This is a genomic window from Streptomyces sp. D2-8 (assembly GCF_023184515.1).
GTDB lineage: Bacteria > Actinomycetota > Actinomycetes > Streptomycetales > Streptomycetaceae > Streptomyces.
Genome location: NZ_JAAHBP010000008.1, coordinates 420614 through 441522, shown reverse-complemented (window position 1 = coordinate 441522; position 20909 = coordinate 420614). Strand labels below are relative to the sequence as shown.

General features: G+C 71.4%; 15 protein-coding genes and 2 pseudogenes. 12 read left to right on the top strand and 5 right to left on the bottom strand.

Translation table 11 applies throughout. The features are described from left to right. The 6 genes and pseudogenes from G3I77_RS18010 to G3I77_RS17985 all read left to right on the top strand — a co-directional run. Positions 1–515 (top strand): annotated as a pseudogene (locus G3I77_RS18010) (DUF3459 domain-containing protein); the annotation flags it as partial. Then, complete coding sequence (gene treS, locus G3I77_RS18005; RefSeq protein WP_248504931.1) at positions 512–2230, top strand: maltose alpha-D-glucosyltransferase; 1719 nt, start codon at positions 512–514, stop codon at positions 2228–2230. The pseudogene G3I77_RS18010 and the gene treS, both read left to right, overlap by 4 nt. Positions 2231–2421: 191 nt before the next feature. Beyond that, positions 2422–3864: a maltokinase gene (locus G3I77_RS18000; protein WP_248504930.1), complete on the top strand. Its 1443-nt coding sequence runs from the start codon at positions 2422–2424 to the stop codon at positions 3862–3864. A 32-nt stretch (positions 3865–3896) separates the two neighbouring features. Next, positions 3897–6812 (top strand): 1,4-alpha-glucan branching enzyme, encoded by a 2916-nt coding sequence (glgB, locus tag G3I77_RS17995; RefSeq protein WP_248504929.1) that lies wholly within the window; start codon positions 3897–3899, stop codon positions 6810–6812. A 128-nt stretch (positions 6813–6940) separates the two neighbouring features. Beyond that, positions 6941–7405, top strand: a complete 465-nt coding sequence (locus G3I77_RS17990) for a hypothetical protein (RefSeq protein ID WP_248504981.1) — start codon at positions 6941–6943, stop codon at positions 7403–7405. Further along, positions 7402–7812, top strand: coding sequence for a hypothetical protein (locus G3I77_RS17985; RefSeq protein ID WP_248504928.1), 411 nt, complete (start codon positions 7402–7404; stop codon positions 7810–7812). The genes G3I77_RS17990 and G3I77_RS17985 overlap by 4 nt, the downstream gene beginning before the upstream one ends. A gap of 45 nt (positions 7813–7857) precedes the next feature. On the opposite strand, the gene G3I77_RS17980 is transcribed toward G3I77_RS17985, so the two are convergent. The 3 genes and pseudogenes from G3I77_RS17980 to G3I77_RS17970 form a co-directional block, all read right to left on the bottom strand. Next, positions 7858–10089, bottom strand: a complete 2232-nt coding sequence (locus G3I77_RS17980) for an AAA family ATPase (protein WP_248504927.1) — start codon at positions 10087–10089, stop codon at positions 7858–7860. 178 nt (positions 10090–10267) lie between these two features. Next, a pseudogene (locus tag G3I77_RS17975) lies at positions 10268–10420 on the bottom strand (thioredoxin family protein); the annotation flags it as partial. A gap of 66 nt (positions 10421–10486) precedes the next feature. Beyond that, on the bottom strand, positions 10487–10996 hold the full coding sequence (locus tag G3I77_RS17970) for an Lrp/AsnC family transcriptional regulator (RefSeq protein ID WP_248504926.1): 510 nt from the start codon (positions 10994–10996) through the stop codon (positions 10487–10489). 45 nt (positions 10997–11041) lie between these two features. Here G3I77_RS17970 and G3I77_RS17965 point away from each other — a divergent pair, with 45 nt between their 5' ends. Both G3I77_RS17965 and G3I77_RS17960 read left to right on the top strand, forming a co-directional pair. Beyond that, entirely contained in the window at positions 11042–11956 is a 915-nt protein-coding gene (locus tag G3I77_RS17965) for an NAD-dependent epimerase/dehydratase family protein (protein WP_374385542.1), read from the top strand. A 1-nt stretch (position 11957) separates the two neighbouring features. After that, positions 11958–12857: an aldo/keto reductase gene (locus G3I77_RS17960; RefSeq protein WP_248504923.1), complete on the top strand. Its 900-nt coding sequence runs from the start codon at positions 11958–11960 to the stop codon at positions 12855–12857. 153 nt (positions 12858–13010) lie between these two features. Here G3I77_RS17960 and G3I77_RS17955 read toward each other — a convergent pair whose 3' ends face one another. Next, the gene (locus G3I77_RS17955) at positions 13011–14684 is read right to left on the bottom strand and encodes a DHA2 family efflux MFS transporter permease subunit (protein WP_248504921.1); all 1674 of its coding nucleotides are present in this window, start codon (positions 14682–14684) and stop codon (positions 13011–13013) included. Between the two features lie 110 nt (positions 14685–14794). Between G3I77_RS17955 and G3I77_RS17950 the strand changes: the two genes are divergently transcribed. Continuing rightward, positions 14795–15409: a TetR/AcrR family transcriptional regulator gene (locus tag G3I77_RS17950; RefSeq protein WP_248504919.1), complete on the top strand. Its 615-nt coding sequence runs from the start codon at positions 14795–14797 to the stop codon at positions 15407–15409. Positions 15410–15490: 81 nt separating this feature from the next. On the opposite strand, the gene G3I77_RS17945 is transcribed toward G3I77_RS17950, so the two are convergent. Beyond that, positions 15491–16882 carry a cation:dicarboxylate symporter family transporter gene (locus tag G3I77_RS17945; RefSeq protein WP_248504918.1) on the bottom strand — a complete coding sequence of 464 codons (1392 nt, stop codon included), beginning with the start codon at positions 16880–16882 and terminating at the stop codon, positions 15491–15493. 177 nt (positions 16883–17059) lie between these two features. On the opposite strand from G3I77_RS17945, the gene G3I77_RS17940 reads away from it, so the two are divergent. The 3 genes from G3I77_RS17940 to G3I77_RS17930 all read left to right on the top strand — a co-directional run bounded on the left by G3I77_RS17940 (position 17060) and on the right by G3I77_RS17930 (position 20904). Further along, positions 17060–18730: a sensor histidine kinase gene (locus G3I77_RS17940; protein ID WP_248504915.1), complete on the top strand. Its 1671-nt coding sequence runs from the start codon at positions 17060–17062 to the stop codon at positions 18728–18730. Beyond that, entirely contained in the window at positions 18727–19416 is a 690-nt protein-coding gene (locus G3I77_RS17935; RefSeq protein ID WP_248504913.1) for a response regulator, read from the top strand. The genes G3I77_RS17940 and G3I77_RS17935 overlap by 4 nt, the downstream gene beginning before the upstream one ends. A 120-nt stretch (positions 19417–19536) precedes the next feature. Further along, positions 19537–20904 carry an extracellular solute-binding protein gene (locus tag G3I77_RS17930; protein WP_248504911.1) on the top strand — a complete coding sequence of 456 codons (1368 nt, stop codon included), beginning with the start codon at positions 19537–19539 and terminating at the stop codon, positions 20902–20904. The last annotated feature ends 5 nt before the right edge of the window (positions 20905–20909 follow it).

Genomic DNA, 20909 nt, shown 5'->3' with positions numbered 1-20909 from the left:
CCCCGACGTGGGGCATCTACTCCGGCTACGAGCTGTGTGAGAACACCCCGCTGAAGGAGGGCGGCGAGGAGTACCTGGACTCGGAGAAGTACCAGCTCAGGCACCGCGACTGGGCAGCGGCCGAACGCGAGGGCCGCACCATCACCCCGCTGCTCACCAGGCTCAACACCGTCCGGCGCGAGAACCCGGCCCTCCAGCAGCTGCGCGACCTGCACTTCCACCACGCCGACCAGGAAGCGGTGATCGCCTACTCGAAGCGGAAGGGTTCGAACACGGTTCTGGTGGTCGCCAACCTCGACCCGCACCACACCCAGGAGGCCACGGTCTCGTTGGACATGCCGCAACTCGGCCTGGACTGGCACGAGTCGGTGCCGGTGCGCGACGAGCTCACCGGCGAGACCTACCACTGGGGCAGGACCAACTATGTGCGCCTCGAACCGGGCCACAGGCCCGCGCACGTCTTCAAGGTTCTGCGACCGTCCACCCCGGAGATCGGAGGGTCACCCACAACATGATCGTCAACGAACCCGTTCCGGACACCTTCGAGGACACTCCCGCCAGGGACCGTGACCCGGAGTGGTTCAAGCGCGCCGTCTTCTACGAGGTACTCGTCCGCTCGTTCCAGGACAGCAACGGCGACGGCGTGGGCGACCTCAAGGGCCTGACCGCGAAGCTGGACTACCTCCAGTGGCTCGGCGTCGACTGCCTGTGGCTGCCGCCGTTCTTCAAGTCCCCCCTGCGCGACGGCGGCTACGACGTCTCCGACTACACCGCCGTACTGCCGGAGTTCGGCGACCTGGCCGACTTCGTGGAGTTCGTCGACGCCGCCCACCAGCGCGGCATGCGCGTGATCATCGACTTCGTCATGAACCACACCAGCGACCAGCACCCGTGGTTCCAGGAGTCGCGCAAGGACCCCGACGGGCCCTACGGCGACTACTACGTGTGGGCCGACGACGACAAGCAGTTCCCGGAAGCCCGCATCATCTTCGTCGACACCGAGGCCTCCAACTGGACCTTCGACCCGGTCCGCAAGCAGTACTACTGGCACCGGTTCTTCTCCCACCAGCCGGACCTCAACTACGAGAACCCGGCCGTGCAGGAGGAGATGATCTCCGCCCTGAAGTTCTGGCTGGACCTGGGCATCGACGGATTCCGGCTGGACGCGGTGCCCTACCTGTACCAGCAGGAGGGCACGAACTGCGAGAACCTCCCGGAGACGCACGACTTCCTCAAGCGGGTGCGCAAGGAGATCGACGCGCAGTACCCGGACACGGTGCTGCTGGCGGAGGCCAACCAGTGGCCCGAGGACGTCGTCGACTACTTCGGCGACTACCCGAGCGGCGGCGACGAGTGCCACATGGCCTTCCACTTCCCGGTCATGCCGCGCATCTTCATGGCCGTACGACGGGAATCCCGCTACCCGGTCTCCGAGATCCTGGCCAAGACCCCGGCGATCCCGTCGAACTGCCAGTGGGGCATCTTCCTGCGCAACCATGACGAGCTGACGCTCGAGATGGTCACCGACGAAGAGCGCGACTACATGTGGGCCGAGTACGCCAAGGACCCCCGCATGCGCGCCAACATCGGCATCCGCCGCAGGCTCGCTCCGCTGCTGGACAACGACCGCAACCAGATCGAGCTGTTCACGGCCCTGCTGCTGTCGCTGCCGGGCTCGCCGATCCTGTACTACGGCGACGAGATCGGCATGGGCGACAACATCTGGCTCGGCGACCGGGACGCCGTCCGGACACCCATGCAGTGGACGCCCGACCGCAACGCGGGGTTCTCCTCGTGCGATCCGGGGCGGCTGTTCCTGCCCACGATCATGGACCCGGTCTACGGCTACCAGGTCACGAGCGTCGAGGCGTCCATGGCCTCGCCGTCGTCCCTGCTGCACTGGACCCGCCGCATGATCGAGATCCGCAAGCAGAACCCGGCCTTCGGACTCGGCTCGTACACCGAGCTGCCGTCGACGAACCCGGCGGTGCTGGCCTTCCTGCGGGAGGCCCCCGTATCCGGGGAAGGAGGGGACGACCTGGTGCTGTGTGTGAACAACTTCTCCCGTTTCGCACAGCCCACGGAGCTGGACCTGAGCGCCTTCGAGGGGCGGCACCCGGTGGAGCTGTTCGGCGGGGTCCGCTTCCCGGCCATCGGCGAGCTGCCATATCTGCTGACCCTCGGGGGCCACGGGTTCTACTGGTTCAGGCTCCGCAAAGAGAGCATGTGAGGCCTGAAAGGGCCTGTTGAGGCCTGATCCGCGGGACGGGCCGCAAACCCCGGCGGCGGGGCGTTTCCTCCGCCCCGCCCGGGGCACGCATCAGTAACACCCGCCCACCCGCGTGAGCCGGAGGGGCGCCGTCCGGGGTCGGCTGCAGGCGCCCGGAGGCGCACCAAAAAAGGGTGAAAGGACGCGACGCCATGTCGGAAGCCGTCACACGCACCGTCACCACCCCGCCCGGCCTTCTTGCCTCCCTGGATCCGCTGCTGCGGGAATGGCTGCCGCGGCAGCGCTGGTTCGCGGGCAAGGGGCGGCCGGTCACCGGGTTCACGCTGGTCGAGGCCACCGAGCTGCTCCCGGCCACGTCCAAGCTGGGCCTGTACCACCTGCTCGTCCGCGCCCATCAGCCCGTCGTGCCGTCCCATGGGGCGCCCGGTCACCCCGGTGACTGCTACCAGCTGCTGATAGGCGTGCGCGAGGCGCTGCCGCCTCGGCTGGCGCCCGCGCTGATCGGACATGTGCCGACGGGACCGCTGGCCGGCCGGACGGTCTACGACGCGCTGCACGACACCAGGCCCGCCGAGCTGCTCCTGGAGGCGCTGCGCACCCGGGCCCGCGTCGGAAGGCTCCGCTTCGAACGGGACCTCGCCCAGGACATCCGCTCCGGCCTGGTGCCGCGCGTGGTGACCGCCGAGCAGTCCAACTCGTCGATCATCTATGGAGATACGTTCATCCTGAAGCTGCTGCGCCGGATCGTGCCCGGGGTCAACCCCGATCTGGAGCTGCCGCTCGCGCTGGCCCGCGAGGGCTGCCCACGGGTGCCCGCGCCGACGGCCTGGATGGTCGCGGACATCGCCCCCACGGCGGACCCGGTCGTCTCGGCGGGTTCGGCGGACCCGGCCGGCCAGCCGTACGTCCTGGGGGTGCTCCAGCCGTTCCTGCAGGGCGCCTCCGACGGCTGGGAGCTGGCGCTGCGCGAGCTGGCCAAGGGCGAGGACTTCGGCGCCGAGGCGCGGGCACTGGGGCGGGCCACCGCCGAGGTGCACACCGCGCTGGCCCGCGCGCTGCCGACCGTCACCCTCGGTCACATGCAGCTCCAGCTCATGGTCGACGGCATGATCGAGCGGCTGGACGCGGCCGTCCAGGCGGTGCCCGCGCTGCGGCCGTACGCCGGCGGGCTGCGGTCGGCGTTCACGGCGCTGGGCGATCTGGCCGCCGAGGGCCGCACCTGGACCGCGCAGCGGGTGCACGGCGATCTGCACCTGGGGCAGTGCCTGCGCTCGCCGTCCGGCGAGTGGTGGCTGATCGACTTCGAGGGCGAGCCGGCCCGGCCGCTGGCCGAGCGGCGCATGCCGCAGCCGGCCGTGCGGGACGTCGCCGGGATGCTGCGGTCCTTCGACTACGCGGCACGCTCGGTCGACCCGCCCCAGCCGGACTGGGCCGAGACCTGCCGCTCCGCGTACTGCTCCGGCTACGCGGAGGCGTCCGGCCTAGATCCGCGCACCGACCCGGTGCTGCTGCGCGCCTACGAGACGGACAAGGCGATCTACGAGGTGGTGTACGAGGCCCGGCACCGCCCCGACTGGCTGCCGGTGCCCCTGGCCGCCATAGACCGGCTCGCCTCGACCGGCCACCTGACCTGACCGACCCACCCCTCGCCCTGGAGGCTCCGCCCGTGACCCCCCGCCCTGAGTCCAGCGGTTCGCGTCCCAAGGGGACCGCCGGGGAGAAGATCCCCGAGCAGCCCACGGCCGCCCAGCAGAAGAGCGCCGCGAAGAAGACGGCGGTGCCCAAACAGGCAGCGGCGAAGAAGGCGGCCCCGGCGAAGGCGACCGCCAAGAAGGCCGCCGCCGGCAAGTCCACCGTCGGCAAGACCGTGGCCAAGAAGGCGGCGACGAAGGCCGCCGCCAAGCAGACGGCGGTCGAGCAGCCCGCGGCCGGGACGGCGACGGCGAAGAAGGCCGCCGCGAAGAAGACGGCCGTGAAGAAGACGGCTGCCAAGAAGGCCACGACGGTCAAGGCGACGGCGGCCAAGACCACTGCCGTGAAGGCCGCTGCCGCGAAGTCCACGGCTGCGGACACCGTCGCCGGCAAGGCGACGACCGCGAAGTCCCCTGCGGCGAAGACCCCCGCGAAGAAGGCTGCCGCCAAGAGCACCACCGCCAAAACCACCGCCGCCAAGGCCCCCGCCAAGAAGGCCGCCGCGAAGAAGGCCACCCCCGCCAAGAGCACGGTCGCCAAGACCCCCGCGGGGACGGCCACCGCCGGCAAGGCGCCCGCGGGCGGGGCCGTGGCGAAGAAGAGCGCGGTCAAGAAGGCCCCGGCACGGAAGACCCCCGCCCCGAAGGCCCCCGCCGGGAAGGCCGCTGCCGCCCAGGCCGTTCCGTCGGCGAGGGAGGTCGCCGTCTCGCCCGCCGTCGACGCGGTGGACCGGGAGCGGCTGCTCGGCGGCACGCACCACGCCCCGCACTCCGTCCTCGGTGCCCACCCCGTGCCCGGCGGCATCGCCTTCCGGGCGTTCCGGCCGTACGCCCTGTCGGTGACCGTCGTCGCCGGGGACCTTCGGGCCGAGCTGCACAACGACGGGGAGGGGTTCTTCTCCGGACTGCTGCCGCTGCGGGAGGTCCCGGCGTACCGGCTGGTCGTGGAGTACGAGGGGACGGTCCTGGAGACCGAGGACGCGTACCGCTTCCTGCCCACGCTGGGCGACCTCGACCTGCACCTGATCGGCGAGGGCCGGCACGAGGAGCTGTGGACGGCGCTCGGTGCGCACCCGATGACCCACGAGGGCGTGACCGGCACCCGGTTCGCGGTGTGGGCGCCGAACGCGCGCGGTGTGCGGGTGGCCGGCACCTTCAACTTCTGGGACGGCACCGGGCACGTGATGCGGTCGCTGGGCTCGTCCGGGGTGTGGGAGCTGTTCCTGCCGGACGTCGGCGAAGGCGAGCTGTACAAGTTCGAGATCACGCGCCCCGACGGCTCGAAGACGATGCGCGCCGACCCCATGGCCCGCCGCACGGAGGTGCCGCCCGCGACCTCGTCGGTCATCACCTCCTCGGAGTACGAGTGGGGCGACGCCGAGTGGCTGACCCGGCGTGCCGAGGCCCCTGCGCACGAGGCGCCGTTCTCGGTCTACGAGATCCACCTGCCGTCCTGGCGCCCGGGACTGACGTACCGCCAGCTGGCGGAGCAGCTCCCCGGGTATGTGAAGAACCTGGGCTTCACGCACGTCGAGCTGATGCCGGTCGCGGAGCATCCGTTCGGCGGCTCCTGGGGCTATCAGGTGACCGGCTTCTACGCGCCGACGGCCCGGCTGGGCACGCCGGACGACTTCCGGCATCTGGTCGACTCGCTGCACCAGGCCGGTATCGGCGTCCTCATGGACTGGGTGCCGGCGCACTTCCCGCGCGACGACTGGGCGCTGGCCGAGTTCGACGGCAAGCCCCTGTACGAGCACGAGGATCCGCTGCGGGCCGCGCACCCCGACTGGGGCACGCTGGAGTTCGACTTCGGGCGGCGGGAGGTGCGCAACTTCCTGGTCGCGAACGCCCTGTACTGGTGCGAGGAGTTCCACATCGACGGCCTGCGGGTGGACGCCGTCGCCTCCATGCTCTACCTGGACTACTCGCGCGAGCCGGGCCAGTGGACGCCGAACGAGCACGGCGGCCGGGAGAACCTGGACGCGGTGGCGTTCCTGCAGGAGATGAACGCGACGGTGTACCGCAGGGTGCCCGGCGTGGTCACGATCGCCGAGGAGTCCACCGCCTGGGACGGCGTCACCCGCGCCACCCACCACAAGGGCCCGAGCGGCTTCGGCGGGCTCGGCTTCGGGCTGAAGTGGAACATGGGCTGGATGCACGACACGTTGCAGTACATGGGCCACGAGCCGGTGCACCGCAAGTACCACCACCACGAGATGACGTTCTCGATGGTGTACGCGTACAGCGAGAACTACGTCCTGCCGATCTCCCACGACGAGGTCGTGCACGGCAAGCGGTCCCTGGTGTCGAAGATGCCCGGCGACTGGTGGCAGCAGCGGGCGGGCCACCGGGCCTACCTCGGCTACATGTGGGCCCACCCGGGCAAGCAACTGCTGTTCATGGGACAGGAGTTCGCGCAAGGGGCGGAGTGGTCCGAGGCGCACGGCCCCGACTGGTGGCTGCTGGACCCGGGCTACGGGGCGGAGCCCGACCACCGGGGCGTGCGTGACCTGGTCCGCGACCTGAACACCGTCTACCGGGCGACCCCCGCGCTGTGGCGCCTGGACACGGACCCGGCCGGTTTCGAGTGGATCGTCGGGGACGCCGCGGACGACAACGTCCTCGCGTTCCTGCGGCTGGACCCGGAGGGCGTCCCGGTGCTGGCGGTGTCCAACTTCGCGCCGGTGACCCGCCAGGACTACCGCCTGGGCGTTCCCGATGACGTCCCCGCCTGGCACGAGGCCGTCAACACCGACGCGGCCCGCTACGGCGGCAGCGACGTCACCAACCCCGACCCGGTCAAACCGGAACCCCAGTCCTGGCACGGCCGCCCGGCCAGCATCCGGCTGACCCTGCCACCACTGGCGACGGTGTGGCTGCGGCCGGCGTAGAGAGGCCGGGGCGCCTGTGACACGGCTGTGACCGGAGGAGTGGCCTCCGCCACAGCCCGCCCGGTCCGGCCCTGGTGGGGTGGCCGCATGGATGCCACCCCGCTCATCTCACAGGTCCTGCCGTGCTGATGGGCTTCGGCGTCTCGGTGGCCTGCGCCGTCGGCGCGCTCGTCGCCGGGGCGGGGGTCGTCGCGATGGCGTTTCCCGGGCGGCCCGAGCCGTGGCCGGTGCATCTGATGCGCCGTGCGGCGGCGATGGCCGCTTGGGCGGCCGCGGCCGTCTACTCCCTGGGGTTCTTCACCGTGCTGGTGTCGGAGTCGGCCTTCGGCGACGGCGCGGACTCGGTCCCGGCCCCGGCCTGCCGCGACGGCTTCGACCTGGAGACCAGGCAGGGCCTGTCCCATCACCGGTCCTCGTATCTGCCGCTGCGCTTCGACTGCGTGCGCGAGGACGGCTCCGTCTACTCCAGTGAATCCGCCTATCAGTGGATGAACGGGGCGAGCGCGTCCCTCGCCCTGGCCGCCGCCCTGCTCTTCATCGGCACGGGCTACGCGGACGAACTGCGCGCCCGGAAGGCCGCGGCGGCTTCATGACCCTGCTCCCGGTGTTCGTCGGGCTCGTGGTCGGGTGGGTCGCGCTGCGGGGGCTGCTGGTGCATCCACTGCTGCCGCTGTGGATGCGGACCGCGGTCTTCTGGTCGGTGCCGCTCTGCGCCGTCACCTGGGTGGTGATCATGACGGCGGACGACGCCTTCCTGTTCCCGGAGACCGCCCCCTGCCCCGGGGAGCCGATGCGCGAGGGCATTCTGGGGAGCGGGGAGGTGTCGGGAGTCTCCGCCCCGTTTCCGCCGCGGGCCTACTGCGTGTGGGAGGACGGCACCGTCTACGACCTCGCGCCCGGGGCCGAGTTCCTGTTCTGGGTCTTCTTCGCCATGACGGTCGTACCGCTCGCGGCCGGACTGTGGCACGCCCTGCGGGATCCGAGGGCGCTGCTGTGGTAGCGGCCCCGCACCCGCCCTTTGCCGGGCCGGTGCGGGGCCGCTCCGCTACGCGAAGGCGTCCGCCAGGGCCTTCGGCAGTTCGCCGGTGTGCAGCACGCCCAGCCGCTGGGTGGCCCGGGTCAGGGCCACGTACAGGTCGCTGGTGCCGTACCGGCCGGGCTCGGCCACGAGGACGGAGTCGAACTCCAGGCCCTTGGCCTGGCGCGGGTCGAGCAGGACCACCGTCTGGGTGAGGTCGGGTTCGGCGCCCGCCGTCACGCCGTCCAGCCGGGCCGCGATGGAGCGGTGGAGGTCGCGCGGCGCGATCACCGCGAGCCTGCCTTCGGCCGGGGTGAGCTCCCCGACCGCCTTGGCGACGGCGCCCGGAAGGTCGTCGGTGGCGCGTGCCCAGGGGCGTTCGCCCGTGGAGCGGACCGAGCTGGGCGGCTCGAACTCCGGGTGCTCGGCGCGCACCACGGCGGCCGCGACGTCCATGATCTCGGCCGGGGTGCGGTAGTTGACGCCCAGGCGGGTGTGCTCCCAGCGGTCCTCGACGTACGGCGCGAGGATGCCCGACCAGGAACCGACCCCGGCCGCCTCCGCCGTCTGCGCCGGGTCGCCGACCAGGGTCATCGAGCGGGTCGGGCTGCGCCGCATCAGCAGCCGCCACGCCATCGGCGACAGCTCCTGCGCCTCGTCGACGATGATGTGCCCGAACGCCCAGGTGCGGTCGGCGGCGGCGCGCTCGGCGGCACTGCGGTGGTCGTCCTCCTCGTGCCGTTCGGCGAACCGCTCGGCGTCGATGATGTCGTGGGCGGACAGCACCTCGGAGCTCTCGGGGTCGCCCTCCTCCTTGTCCTCGAACTCGTAGGTCCGGGACGCGTACGACACGTCCAGCACGCCCTGCGCGTAGGCGATCTGCCGCTCCCGCTCGCGCTCGGCGCGCTCGCGGGCGAGCCGGTCGTCGTCGCCGAGGAGTTCGGCGGCCTCGTCGAGCAGCGGCACGTCCGCGACCGTCCAGCGCCGGGTCACCGGGCGGCGTACGGCGTCGGCGTCCTCGGCGGGGAGGAACTCCTCCGGCGCGGCGAGGAAGTCGGCGACGAGCCGCTGCGGGGTCAGCAGCGGCCACAACTGGTCGATGGCCGACCAGACCTCGGGGTTCTCGGCGAGGTCGTCGCGGATCTGGGTGACGTCGCTGGGGTCGAGCAGGCTGGACCCGTCGAAGGGGTCGGTGCCGATCCGCTCGGCGTACAGGTCGGTGAGGGCGTTGAGGATGTGCCCCTCGAAGTGCTCGCGGGCCGCGTTGTGCGGCAGCTTCGCGGCGCGGGTGCGCTCGCGGGCGACGTTGACCAGGCCGTCGTCGAGCATGAGGACCTCGCGGTCGTGCTCGATGGCGATCACCGGGTCGGGCAGCGCCTGCCGGCTGCGCACGACCTCGGCGAGCACGTCGGCCATCCCTGCACGGCCCTTCACGGCGGCGGCCTCGGGCGTGTCGGTCGCGGTCGCCTTCACCCCGGGGAACAGCTCGCCGACGGTCGCCAGGAGCACGCCCGTCTCGCCGAGGGAGGGCAGCACCTCGCCGATGTAGCCGAGGAACGCCGGGTTGGGCCCGACGATCAGCACGGCCCGCTTGGCGAGCAGTTCCCGGTGCTCGTAGAGCAGATAGGCGGCGCGGTGCAGGGCGACGGCCGTCTTGCCGGTGCCCGGGCCGCCCTCCACCACCATGACGCCGCGGTGCGGGGCGCGGATGATGCGGTCCTGGTCGGCCTGGATGGTCTGCACGATGTCGCTCATGCGGCCGGTGCGCGCGGAGTTGAGGGCGGCGAGCAGCACGGCGTCGCCCGTCGGGTCCTCGTGGCCGGTGCGGGTCTCGTCGCCGAGGTCGAGGATCTCGTCGTGCAGGTGGGTGACCTGCCGTCCGTCGGTGGCGATGTGCCGCCGGCGCCTCAGCCCCATCGGGGTGTGGCCGGTGGCCAGGTAGAAGGGGCGGGCGACATCGGCGCGCCAGTCGATCAGGACCGGGGTGCGCTCGGCGTCGTCGGTGCGCAGGCCGATGCGGCCGATGCGGTGGGTGATGCCCGAGGTGAGGTCGATCCGGCCGAAGCACAGGGAGCCGTCCACCGCGTTCAGCGCGGCGAGCAGCCCGGAGCGCTCGGCCACGAGGATGTCCCGCTCGAGTCTGGCCTGCATGGGGGTGTTGCCCTGCGCGAGCGCGTCCGTGACGGAGGTCTCGGCGTCGCCGCGCAGCGCGTCCACGCGCGCGTACAACCCGTCGATGAATTCCTGTTCCTGTCGCAATTCATCGTCCGGAAATTCGGTGTTTGACAATTCCGCTCCCGCCCGGATATACTGTGCTCACTGAACTTCACCGTGACTTCTGTCGACTTGAAGTCACGAACAAACAAATATACGCAAGGAAATCCCCCGAGCGCAATTGCTCGGGGGATTTCCTTGTGTCGGGGGCAGTGTCACAGCACGTCGGCATGGAGAGCACCTCGTAGGCGTCGGTCGTCTCCGGGTTGGAGTCGACGTCCAGCTGCACGACCTTCAGCCGGTCGCCCTCCTCGGAGGCGAGGGCCTTGAGCACCGGGACCATCTGCCGGCACGGCGGGCACCAGTCGGCGTTGAACTAACGCCGGGCACGAGTCGCCCTCGGGGTGCCCGGCCCGCAGGCACTCCATCCTTGACCTCGGCGTCAAGGCAACAGCGGTTTCCGCTCCACCGGCGAGGTCAGCACGATCGAGGTCGTGGTGCGGCCCAGGGCTGACACGTTCTCCAGGACCTCCTCCAGGTGGACGGTGTCGCGGACGGCGACCTTGAGGATCCAGCAGTCCTCCCCGACCACGTGGTGCACCTCGGTGATCTCGGGCCGCTCGATCAGCTCCAGGGTCCTCGGGTGCTTGAGGTTGTAGCCGCCGTGCGGGTCGACGCGGATGAACGCCTGGATGCCGTAGCCGAGCCGGGCCGGCACGACGTGGGCGCCGTAGCCGCTGATCACGCCCGCCGCCTCCAGCCGCCGCACCCGCTCGGTGACGGCCGCGGGGCTGAGTCTGACCCGGCGGCCCAGCTCGCTGAGTTTGATCCGGCCGTCGGTCTGGAGCAGCTGGAGGATCTGCCGGTCCAGCGTGTCGAAGGCCACCGATGTTTCGTCGGCGGCGGTGCGCAGATGCCGTGGTTCTTTCGGCGCGGCGGCCTGAACTCCCATGGTTCCCCCTTCAGAGCGTGGATGTACGCCGGGAGAATTATGGCCATGGAAAAGGCCCTGGAAGTACTGGTCATCGGCGGGAACCGTTACGTCGGAAAGCGTCTGATCGCACGGCTGCTCGCCGAAGGCCATCGCGTCACCGTGCTGAACCGGGGGTCCTCCCCGCCGCCCGCCGGGGTGGAGCAGTTGCGCGCCGACCGGGACGACGAAGCGTCGCTGACCGGCGCGCTCGGCTCGCGCGTCTTCGACGTCGTCGTCGACCAGGTCTGCTACACCCCGCGCCAGGCCGCGATCGCCCGCCGTGTCTTCGCCGGCCGTACCCGGCGCTATGTGATGACCTCGACGGTCGAGGTGTACGAGTACGAGGACTCCCCCGCCCTGGTGCGCGAGGAGGCCGTCGACCCGTCCGCCGTCGCGGTCGACCTCGATCAGTCCTGGGACGACCCCGCGTTCCTGGAGGCCCACTACGGGGAGGGCAAGCGGCAGGCCGAGGCGGTCCTCGCGGCCGGCGGCGCGGCGTTCCCGTACACGGCGGTGCGGGTGGCCCATGTGCTGGGCGGGGGCGACGACTTCACGGGCAGGCTGGCCCACTACGCCGAGCGGATACGCACCGGCGAGCCGATCGCCGTGCCGGCGGCTAACCGGCCGGCCACCTATGGGTACGTCGAGGAGATCGCCCGCTTCCTGGCCTGGGCGGCGGGCGAGGACTTCACCGGGCCGGTCAACGCCGCGTCCTCCGGGGTGCTGAGCACCGAGGAGCTGTGCGCGGCGGTGGCCGCCCATGTCCCGGGCGGCCGGGCCGAGTTCCGGCCCGTGGACGTCGGCGAGGTCTCGCCGTTCTCCTTCCGCCGCGCCTACGGCATGGACAACGCCCGGGCCGCCCGGCTCGGCTTCACCTTCACCGACGCCCGGCAGTGGCTGCCGCGGGCCGTCGCCGAGACGCTCGGGAAGGGCGACTGACATGCGGTACAGGACACTCGGCGGCCTGCGGGTGAGCGCGGTCGGGCTCGGTGCGATGCCGCTGTCCATCGAGGGCCGGCCGGACGAGGAGCGTGCCCTGGCCACCGTGCACGCCGCGCTCGACGCGGGCGTGACCCTGCTGGACACGGCCGACTCGTACCATCTGCCGGGCGCGGAGTCCGGCCACAACGAACGCCTGGTGGCCCGCGCGCTGGCCGCCTACGGCGGTGACACCTCCGGCGTCCTGGTGGCGACGAAGGGCGGCCGCGGCCGCCCGGCGGGCGGCGACTGGACGGTGAACGGCTCCCCGCGCCACCTCAAGACCGCCGCCGAGGCCTCCCGCAAGCGGCTGGGCGTGGCGGCGATCGGCCTCTACCAGTTGCACAAGCCCGACCCCGCGGTGCCCTTCGAGGAGTCGGTCGGCGCGCTGCGCGAGCTGCTCGACGCGGGCACGATCCGGCTGGCCGGTGTGTCCAACGTGGACGCGGACCAGATCCGCCGGGCGCACGAGATCCTGGGCGACCGTCTGGTGTCGGTGCAGAACCGGTACTCCCCCGCCGTCCGGGACGGCGAGCGGGAGCTGCGGCTGTGCGCGGAACTGGGGCTGGCGTTCCTGCCGTGGAGCCCGCTGGGCGGGCTGGCCCGCAGCTCCCTGGACGGGCCGTCGCGTACGGAGGGGGAGCAGCGCTTCGCGGCCTTCCACGCGGTGGCGGCGGAGCGCGGGGTCAGTCCCCAACAGGTCGGACTGGCCTGGCTGCTGGCCCGGTCCCCGGTGGTCGTCCCGATCCCGGGGGCGAGCCGGCCGCAGACGATCAGGGACTCGGCGGCCGCGGCGGACCTGCTGCTCACCGCGCGGGAAAGGGCCCGGCTGGACGAGGCAGCCGGGCCGGTCCGGGCGTAGCGCCGGCCACGAACCTGACGCCGGCCGCACCCGGGCGGCGACGCCACGCTCGCGGCGGGACCCAGGGGGTGTCCGCGACGTCGCGTCGTCCGCCCGGCGTGGCGAGCGGGCGTGCCGGGCGTCGCGGGGCGGGCGCCACGCTCGCGACAGCCCCTAGCGGGCCCCGGCGGACTCCAGTTCCCTGCTCTGCTCGGCGGGCTCGTGCACCGTCTTCACCTTGCCGGGCAGCAGCAGCGCCACCACCACTGTGCCGACGCCCAGGATGACGGCCCCGATCAGGCTGGTGTGCGCGACCGCGTCGGAGAACGAGGACCCGACCGCGTCGGCCATCCGCCGGGCGCCGCCGCCGAGTTGCTCGGCCTGTGCCCGAAGTCGCTCCGCCTGCTGGGGGTCGCTCGTGTGCGCGGCCTGCTCGGCGAGCTGCCGGGCCTTGTCGCCGATGCCTTGGGCGACGGCGTACCCGGCTCCGACGGAGTCCTGCGCCGTGGACAGGGAGGCGGCGGGGAGCTTGCTGCCGGCCGTCGCGTCCGACAGGTGGCCGGAGTACGACGTCGCCAGCAGCGAGCCCAGAATGGCGATGCCCAGCGAACCGCCGAGCTCCAGCGACGTGTCGTTCACCGCGCCGCCGACGCCCAGCTCCGACTCCGGGAACGCCCCCATGATCGCGTCCGTGCAGGGCGAGAGGGCGAGCCCGATCGAGAGACCGAGGACGACCAGGGGCGCGACGAAGTCGCCGTACGACGCGGCGGAGTCGACCTGGGTGAGCAGCGCCAGGGCCGCCGTGCCGCCGACCATGCCGGCCGTGACGGTCCACTTCATGCCGACCCGGGGCGTGAGGAAGCCGGTGAGGGCCGACCCCACGAACACGGCGCCCGCCAGCGGCAGCATGCGCAGGCCCGTGTCCAGGGCGTCGTAGCCGAGGACGAACTGGAGGTGCTGTGTCAGGTAGTAGAAGGCGCCGAAGACCGCCAGGAAGAACAGGGCGACGGCGAGGTTGGAGCCGGCGAAGCCGCGGTTCGTGAAGCGGCGGACGTCGAGGAGCGGGCGGGGGTGGCGCAGCTCCCACAGGACGAAGGCGACGAGCCCGGCTCCGGCGACGACCGCCGCCGTGACGGCCTTGACGCCCCAGCCGAAGTGCGGCCCCTCGATGATCATGTAGACCAGTGCGGCGATCCACACCACCGACAGCAGTCCGCCTCCGTAGTCGATGCGCCCGCGGTCCGCGGCCTTGGACGGCGGTACGAGGACGAAGGCGCCGACGAGGGCCAGGATCGCGACGGGGACGTTGATGAGGAACGTCGACGACCAGCCGTGGTCCTCCAGCAGCGCCCCGGCGACCAGCGGTCCGGCCGCGATGGCCAGCCCGGCCGTGGCGGTCCACAGGGTGATGGCCTTGGCGCGTTCGGCGCGCGGGAAGGTCGCGGCGAGCAGGGACAGCGTGGCGGGCATGATCATCGCGGCGCCGGCGCCCATCACGGCCCGTGCGGCGATGACCGTCGTGGAGCTGTCGGCGAGGTAGCCGAAGACGGAGCCGCCCGCGAACACGACCAGCCCGAGGACGAGCGCGCCCCGGCGGCTGTACTTGTCGCCTATCGCGCCGAGCAGCAGCATCAGCGCGGCGTACGGGACGGTGTAGCCGTCGATCACCCACTGCAGGTCGGCGCTGGTCAGGCCGAGGTCCTCGGTCATGGCGGGCGCGGCGACGGTGAGGGCGGTGTTGGCCATCACGATGATCAGCAGGCTGAGGCAGAGCACGAGGAGCGCCCACCAGCGGCGTGCGTAGGGGCGGTCCGTCCTCTCGGTCGGTTCGTTCATGACGAGTCGCATGGCGGGGGTTGCCTTCCCGGCTTGAGTTGCACATGAGTGTGCATTTACACAACGCTGTGCAATCTACGTCGTTGCACAGTACTGTGCAACTCGATGGGGGAAGGGGCACAATGACGTCCATGACCACGGGTACCAGCCGCGCCGACGCCAACCGCCGCCGCCTTCTCGACGTCGCCCTCGCCGAGCTGCTGCGCGACCCCGACGCGTCCATGGACCAGATCGCACGCGCCGCGGGCGTCGTAAGGCGGACGGTGTACGGGCACTTCCCGAACCGCGAGACGCTGATCAGCACGCTCGTCGACGAGGCCGTGGAGGCGCTGTCGGCCGCGCACGCGGCGGGCCGCGAGGACGTGCGGGATCCGGCGGAGGCGGTGGCACGCTCGGTGCTGGCGGTGTGGGCGATCGCCGACCGCTACCGGCTGCTGGTCGCGCTCGCCCAGCGCACGGTCACCATGCAGGGCATCCGGGAGCGGCTCGCCCCGGTCCGGCAGGAGAGCATCGGGCTGCTGCAGCGCGGGCTGGACGAGAACGTCTTCAGCTCACCCCTGCCGGCTCCGGCCCTGGCGTATGTGCACGAGCAGATGCTGTTCGCGGTGATGGAGGCGGTGAACGACGGCCTGCTGGCAGCGCAGGAGGCGGGCCGCTGCGCCGCGGTCTCTGTGCTGACCGCGGCGGGCGTGCCCGCCTCGAAGGCCACCGAACTGGTGGCGAAGCTGAACGCTTGACCGTGCTGGAATCCGGACCGGGCGGCTGAGCGACGGGGGGACACCCAGCCGCCCGGAGTCTTGCGGGGGGCGGCTCGGCCGTCAGGCCTTGGCCAGCTCCTTCTCGCCGCCCTGCTCGGGCAGCTCGACGTGCTCCTCGGCCGGGCCTCCATGGGCGTCGTCCAGCAGCGTCTTCTCGTCGAAGGGCAGCTGACCGGCGAGGACCTGGTTCACGCGGTCCTTGTCGATCTCCTTCGTCCAGGTGCCGATCAGCACGGTGGCCACGGCGTTGCCGGCGAAGTTCGTCAGGGCGCGGGCCTCGCTCATGAAGCGGTCGATGCCGACGATCAGGCCGATGCCGTCGACCATGGCCGGCTTGTGCGACTGCAGACCACCGGCCAGGGTCGCGAGGCCGGCACCGGTGACACCCGCGGCGCCCTTGGAGGCGACCAGCAGGAAGAGCAGCAGCGGGATCTGCTCGCCGATGGACATCGGGGTGCCCAGGGCGTCGGCGATGAACAGCGAGGCCATGGTCATGTAGATCATGGTGCCGTCGAGGTTGAAGGAGTAGCCGGTCGGGACGGTGATACCGACCACCGGCTTGCTGACGCCCAGGTGCTCCATCTTCGCGATGAGCCGCGGCAGGGCGGACTCGGACGAGGACGTGGACAGGATCAGCAGGAACTCACGGCCGAGGTACTTGAACAGCGTGAGGATGTTCAGGCCGGAGATCACGCGCAGCAGGATGCCGAGCACGATGAAGACGAAGAGGAAGCAGGTCACGTAGAAGCCGAGCATCAGCACGGCGAGGCTCTTGAGCGCGTCCAGGCCGGCGGAGCCGGTGACGGCGGCGATGGCACCGAAGGCACCGATCGGGGCGGCCCACATCACCATCGCGAGGATGCGGAAGACGAGCCGCTGGATGTGCTCGATACCGCGCAGGATCGGCTGGCCGGCCGAGCCCATGCCCTGCAGCGCGAAGCCGGCGAGCAGGGCGATCAGCAGGGTCTGCAGGACCGACTCGTTGGTGAAGGCGGAGACGATCGTGGTCGGGATGATGCCGAGCAGGAACTCCGTGGTGTCCTTGGCCTCGGCGTCGACCTGCGCGTGACCCGCCTCCTTGACCGCGTCGGTGACCGCGAGGCCGGTGCCCGGCTCCAGGATGTTGCCGACGACCAGGCCGATGCCCAGCGCCACCACCGACATCACCATGAAGTAGCCCAGGGCGATACCGCCGACGGCTCCGACCTTGGCGGCCTTGCGCACCGAGCCGATGCCCAGCACGATCGTGCAGAAGATGATCGGCGAGATCATCATCTTGATCAGGGCCACGAAACCCGTGCCGATGGGCTTCAGCCCGACGGCGAAGTCGGGTGCGGCCAGACCCACCGCGATACCGGCGGCGACCGCGATGATCACCGCGATGTAGAGATAGTGCGTGCGGTCCCGCTTGGGTTTGCGTGCGGCAGGTGCCGTATCGGCTGCGCTGGTCACGGCGGCCCTCCTTGACGTCGTCGTCGGCATCACCGGCGTGCGGCTCACGTCCGGGGGAAAGGGAGCGGGGCTCCCGGAGATGCGTTATGGGGAATGCCGTGACTATGTCCTTCTCTGTGAGCGCGGTCACCCTTCCGTTCATTTAGTTCACAATCAGCCACGAGGCAGACTGACGACATGCGCTTCTCCGTCCCCGGTCCCCGCAGCCTGGCGGGCCAGCTCTTCGCCATGCAGGCCGTCCTGATAGCGGTCGTCGTGGCCGGATATGCGCTGTTCACCTACGTCAGCGACCGCAGCCAGGCCGAGGAGGCCGCGGCGCGCCAGGCCAGGGCGGTGGCCCGGTCCGTCGCGGACTCCCCGTCCGTGCTGGCGGCGACCCGCACCGCCGACCCGTCGGCCGAGCTCCAGCCGTACGCGCTGAAGGTGATGCGGGACACCGAGGTCGACTTCATCACGATCATGGATCCGCGGGGCATCCGCTGGACGCACCCCGACCCGAAGCAGATCGGCCAGACCTTCCGGGGCCACACCGAGAAGGCCCTGAAGGGCCAGACCTTCACCGAGACCTACACCGGCACCCTCGGCCCGTCGATGCGCGCGGTCACCCCCATCCAGGACGGCCGGAAGGTGGTGGGCCTGGTCAGCGCGGGGATCCGGGTCGAGCAGATCACCCAGCGGGTCCAGGGCCAGCTGACGGCCCTGCTCGGCGTCGCGGCCGGCGCGCTGCTGCTGGGCGCGGTCGGCACGTACGTCATCAACGCCCGGCTGCGCCGCCACACCCACGGCATGAACGCGACCGAGCTCAGCCGGATGCACGACTACCATCAGGCCGCCCTGCACGCCGTACGCGAGGGGCTGCTGATGCTGGACGGGCAGTACCGTGTGGCGCTGATCAACGACGGAGGGCGGGAGTTGCTCGGCGTGACCGGGGACGTGGTGGGCAGCTCGGTGGCGGAGCTGGGGCTGCCGGCCCCGCTGACGGGTGCCCTGCTGGCGTCGGAGCCGCGGGTGGACGAGGTGCATCTGTCGGAGTCCCGGGTCCTGGTGATCAACACCTCGCCGGTGTCGGGCGGTGAGCGGCGCGGTACCGTCGTCACCCTGCGCGATGTCACCGAACTCCAGTCGCTGATGGGCGAGTTGGACTCCGAGCGGGGCTTCACCCAGGCGCTGCGCTCACAGGCACACGAGGCGGCGAACCGGCTGCACACGGTCGTCTCGCTGATCGAGCTGGGCCGGGCGGAGGAAGCGGTGGAGTTCGCGACGGCCGAGCTGGAGCTGGCGCAGGCCCTGACCGACCAGGTCGTGGCGGCGGTGAGCGAGCCCGTGCTGGCGGCCCTGCTGCTGGGCAAGACGGCCCAGGCGAACGAGCGGGGCGTGGAGCTGATGGTGTCGGAGGACAGCAGCCTGGACGACGGCCTGCTGCCCGACACCCTCCCGGCGCGGGACCTGGTGACCATCCTCGGCAACCTGATCGACAACGCCGTGGACGCGGCGCAGGGCAGCGTACGGGCCCGGGTGACGGTGGCGGCGTACACCCGGAACGCCGGCGACGCCCCGGAGCTGGTACTGCGGGTCTCGGACACGGGCCCGGGCGTGGACCCCGAGCACGCCGAGGCGGTCTTCCAGCGCGGCTTCTCGACGAAGCCGGCGGGCCCGGGCGGCCGCGGCCTGGGGCTGGCGCTGGTACGGCAGGCGGCCCAGCGGCACGAGGGCTCCCTGACCGTGGCGGGGGCCGACGGCGGCGGGGCGGAGTTCGAGGTACGGCTGCCGCTGCGGCAGCCGGAGACGGCGGCCGGGGGCGTACCCTCCGGGGCCCCGGCGGCCAGAGGCGCTGGAGGCGACGCATGACGAGCAGCGAGAAGGCCATCCGGGTCCTGGTCGTGGAGGACGACCCGGTCGCCGCCGACGCGCACGTCCTGTACGTCGGCCGGGTGCCGGGGTTCGTGGCCGTGGGCAAGGCGCACACGGGTGCGGAGGCCCGCCGGGCCCTGGACCGCACCCCGGTGGACCTCCTCCTGCTCGACCTGCACCTGCCGGACGTGCACGGCCTGCATCTGGCCCGGTCCCTCAGGGCGGCCGGTCACCACGCGGACGTGATAGCGGTGACGTCGGCGCGCGACCTGGCCGTCGTACGCGAGGGCGTCTCGCTCGGGGTCGTGCAGTACGTCCTGAAGCCGTTCACGTTCGCGACCCTGCGCGACCGGCTCGTGCGCTACGCCGAGTTTCACGCGGCGGTCGGCGAGGCGAGCGGCCAGGACGAGGTGGACCGGGCGCTCGCGGCCCTGCGCGCACCGGGCCCGGCCGCGCTGCCCAAGGGGCTGAGCGCGCCGACGCTGGAGCGGGTGACGGTGGCCCTGCGCGACAGTGCGGAGGGCCTCACGGCCGCCGGGGTCGCGGAGACCGTGGGCATCTCCCGCATCACGGCCCGCCGTTACCTGGAGCATCTGGTCGACGCGGGCCGCGCGGCGCGCCGCCCGCAGTACGGCACGGTGGGGCGGCCGGAGTTGCAGTACAGCTGGGTGACGGGCCAGTGACGGCCCCTCAGATGCCGAGCAAACCTCCGCACGCGCATTGACCTGACTAGACCACTCAACTTAGGTTCACGACGCAGCCGTCCCGGCCACAACGAAGTGCGCCCGTAGGAGGTCGTGCCCGTGCGCCCCACCGCCGCCCTCACACCCCTCGTCGCCCTGGTTCTCGCCTCGACCGCCCTCACCGCCTGCGGCGGGGGTTCCGGCAGCGACCCGGACACCGTGAAGGTCTCCTTCAAACAGTCCACGGACAACTCCGTCAAGGTGATGGACACCTATCTCGCGGACATCAAGAAGCAGTTCGAGAAGGCCCACCCCGGCAAGAAGGTCGAGCTCGTCCCGCTCAAGGCCCCGGACTCGGAGTACTACACCAAGCTCCAGCAGATGCTCCGCTCCCCCAAGACCGCCCCCGACCTGGTCTACGAGGACACGTTCCTCATCAACTCGGACATCACCAGCGGATATCTGAAGCCCCTCGACCCGTACCTCGCCACGTGGCAGGACTGGAACCGGTTCATCGACACGGCGAAGGCGGCGGCCAGGGGCGAGGACGGCAAGACGTACGGCGTCCCCGACGGCACCGACACCCGCGGACTGTGGTTCAACACGGACATCTTCGAGAAGGCCGGACTCCCCGCCGACTGGCAGCCGAAGACCTGGAACGACGTCCTCGGCGCGGCCCGCACCATCAAGAAGAAGGTCCCCGGCGTCATCCCGCTGAACGCCTACACCGGCAAACCGGTCGGCGAGGCGGCCACCATGCAGACCTTCGAGATGCTGCTGTACGGCACGGGCGACGCCGGCACGGACCCCCTCTACGACAAGGGCTCCAAGAAGTGGGTCGCCGGCGGCAAGGGCTTCGAGGACGCCCTCTCCTTCGTCGAGACGGTCTACAAGGAGAAGCTCGGCCCGGACGTCTCGGACGCCCTGGACCCGAACGTCATGACCCGGGTCCGCGGCGAGTGGCTGCCGCAGGGCAAGCTGGCCATCGCCCTGGACGGCTCCTGGCTCCCCCAGGACTGGCTGCCCGGCAGCGGCCACGAGTGGCCCGAGTGGTCGAGGACACTGGGCCTGGCGGCCATGCCCACCCAGCACGGCCAGGCACCCGGCAAGGTGAGCATGTCCGGCGGCTGGACCTGGTCGATCCCGGCCAAGGCGGGAAACCCGGACCTGGCCTTCGAGTTCATCAAGACGATGCAGACCAAGGCGAACGCGCAGAAGTGGTACGTCGCCAACTCGGGCATCGCGGTCCGCGAGGACGTCGCCGAGGATCCCGCCTACGTCGACGCCCAGCCCGGCATCAAGTTCTTCACCGACCTGGTGTCGACGACCCACTACCGGCCCGCCTACCCGGCCTACCCCAAGGTCTCCACGGCCGTCCAGGAGGCGATGGAGGGCGTGACCACGGGTGACACGTCGGTGGAGGAGGCCACGAGCGCCTACACGGACGCGCTCAAGGACGCGACGGACAACCAGGTGGTCGAGCGGTGAGCGAG

Excerpts from the sequence above, each read along its gene's own strand:
- treS (WP_248504931.1), top strand. The coding sequence starts at position 512 with ATGATCGTCAACGAACCCGTTCCGGACACCTTCGAGGACACTCCCGCC.
- G3I77_RS18000 (WP_248504930.1), top strand. The coding sequence starts at position 2,422 with ATGTCGGAAGCCGTCACACGCACCGTCACCACCCCGCCCGGCCTTCTT.
- G3I77_RS17990 (WP_248504981.1), top strand. The coding sequence starts at position 6,941 with ATGGGCTTCGGCGTCTCGGTGGCCTGCGCCGTCGGCGCGCTCGTCGCC.
- G3I77_RS17985 (WP_248504928.1), top strand. The coding sequence starts at position 7,402 with ATGACCCTGCTCCCGGTGTTCGTCGGGCTCGTGGTCGGGTGGGTCGCG.
- G3I77_RS17970 (WP_248504926.1), bottom strand. The coding sequence starts at position 10,996 with ATGGGAGTTCAGGCCGCCGCGCCGAAAGAACCACGGCATCTGCGCACC.
- G3I77_RS17965 (WP_374385542.1), top strand. The coding sequence starts at position 11,042 with ATGGAAAAGGCCCTGGAAGTACTGGTCATCGGCGGGAACCGTTACGTC.
- G3I77_RS17960 (WP_248504923.1), top strand. The coding sequence starts at position 11,958 with ATGCGGTACAGGACACTCGGCGGCCTGCGGGTGAGCGCGGTCGGGCTC.
- G3I77_RS17955 (WP_248504921.1), bottom strand. The coding sequence starts at position 14,684 with ATGCGACTCGTCATGAACGAACCGACCGAGAGGACGGACCGCCCCTAC.
- G3I77_RS17950 (WP_248504919.1), top strand. The coding sequence starts at position 14,795 with ATGACGTCCATGACCACGGGTACCAGCCGCGCCGACGCCAACCGCCGC.
- G3I77_RS17940 (WP_248504915.1), top strand. The coding sequence starts at position 17,060 with ATGCGCTTCTCCGTCCCCGGTCCCCGCAGCCTGGCGGGCCAGCTCTTC.
- G3I77_RS17935 (WP_248504913.1), top strand. The coding sequence starts at position 18,727 with ATGACGAGCAGCGAGAAGGCCATCCGGGTCCTGGTCGTGGAGGACGAC.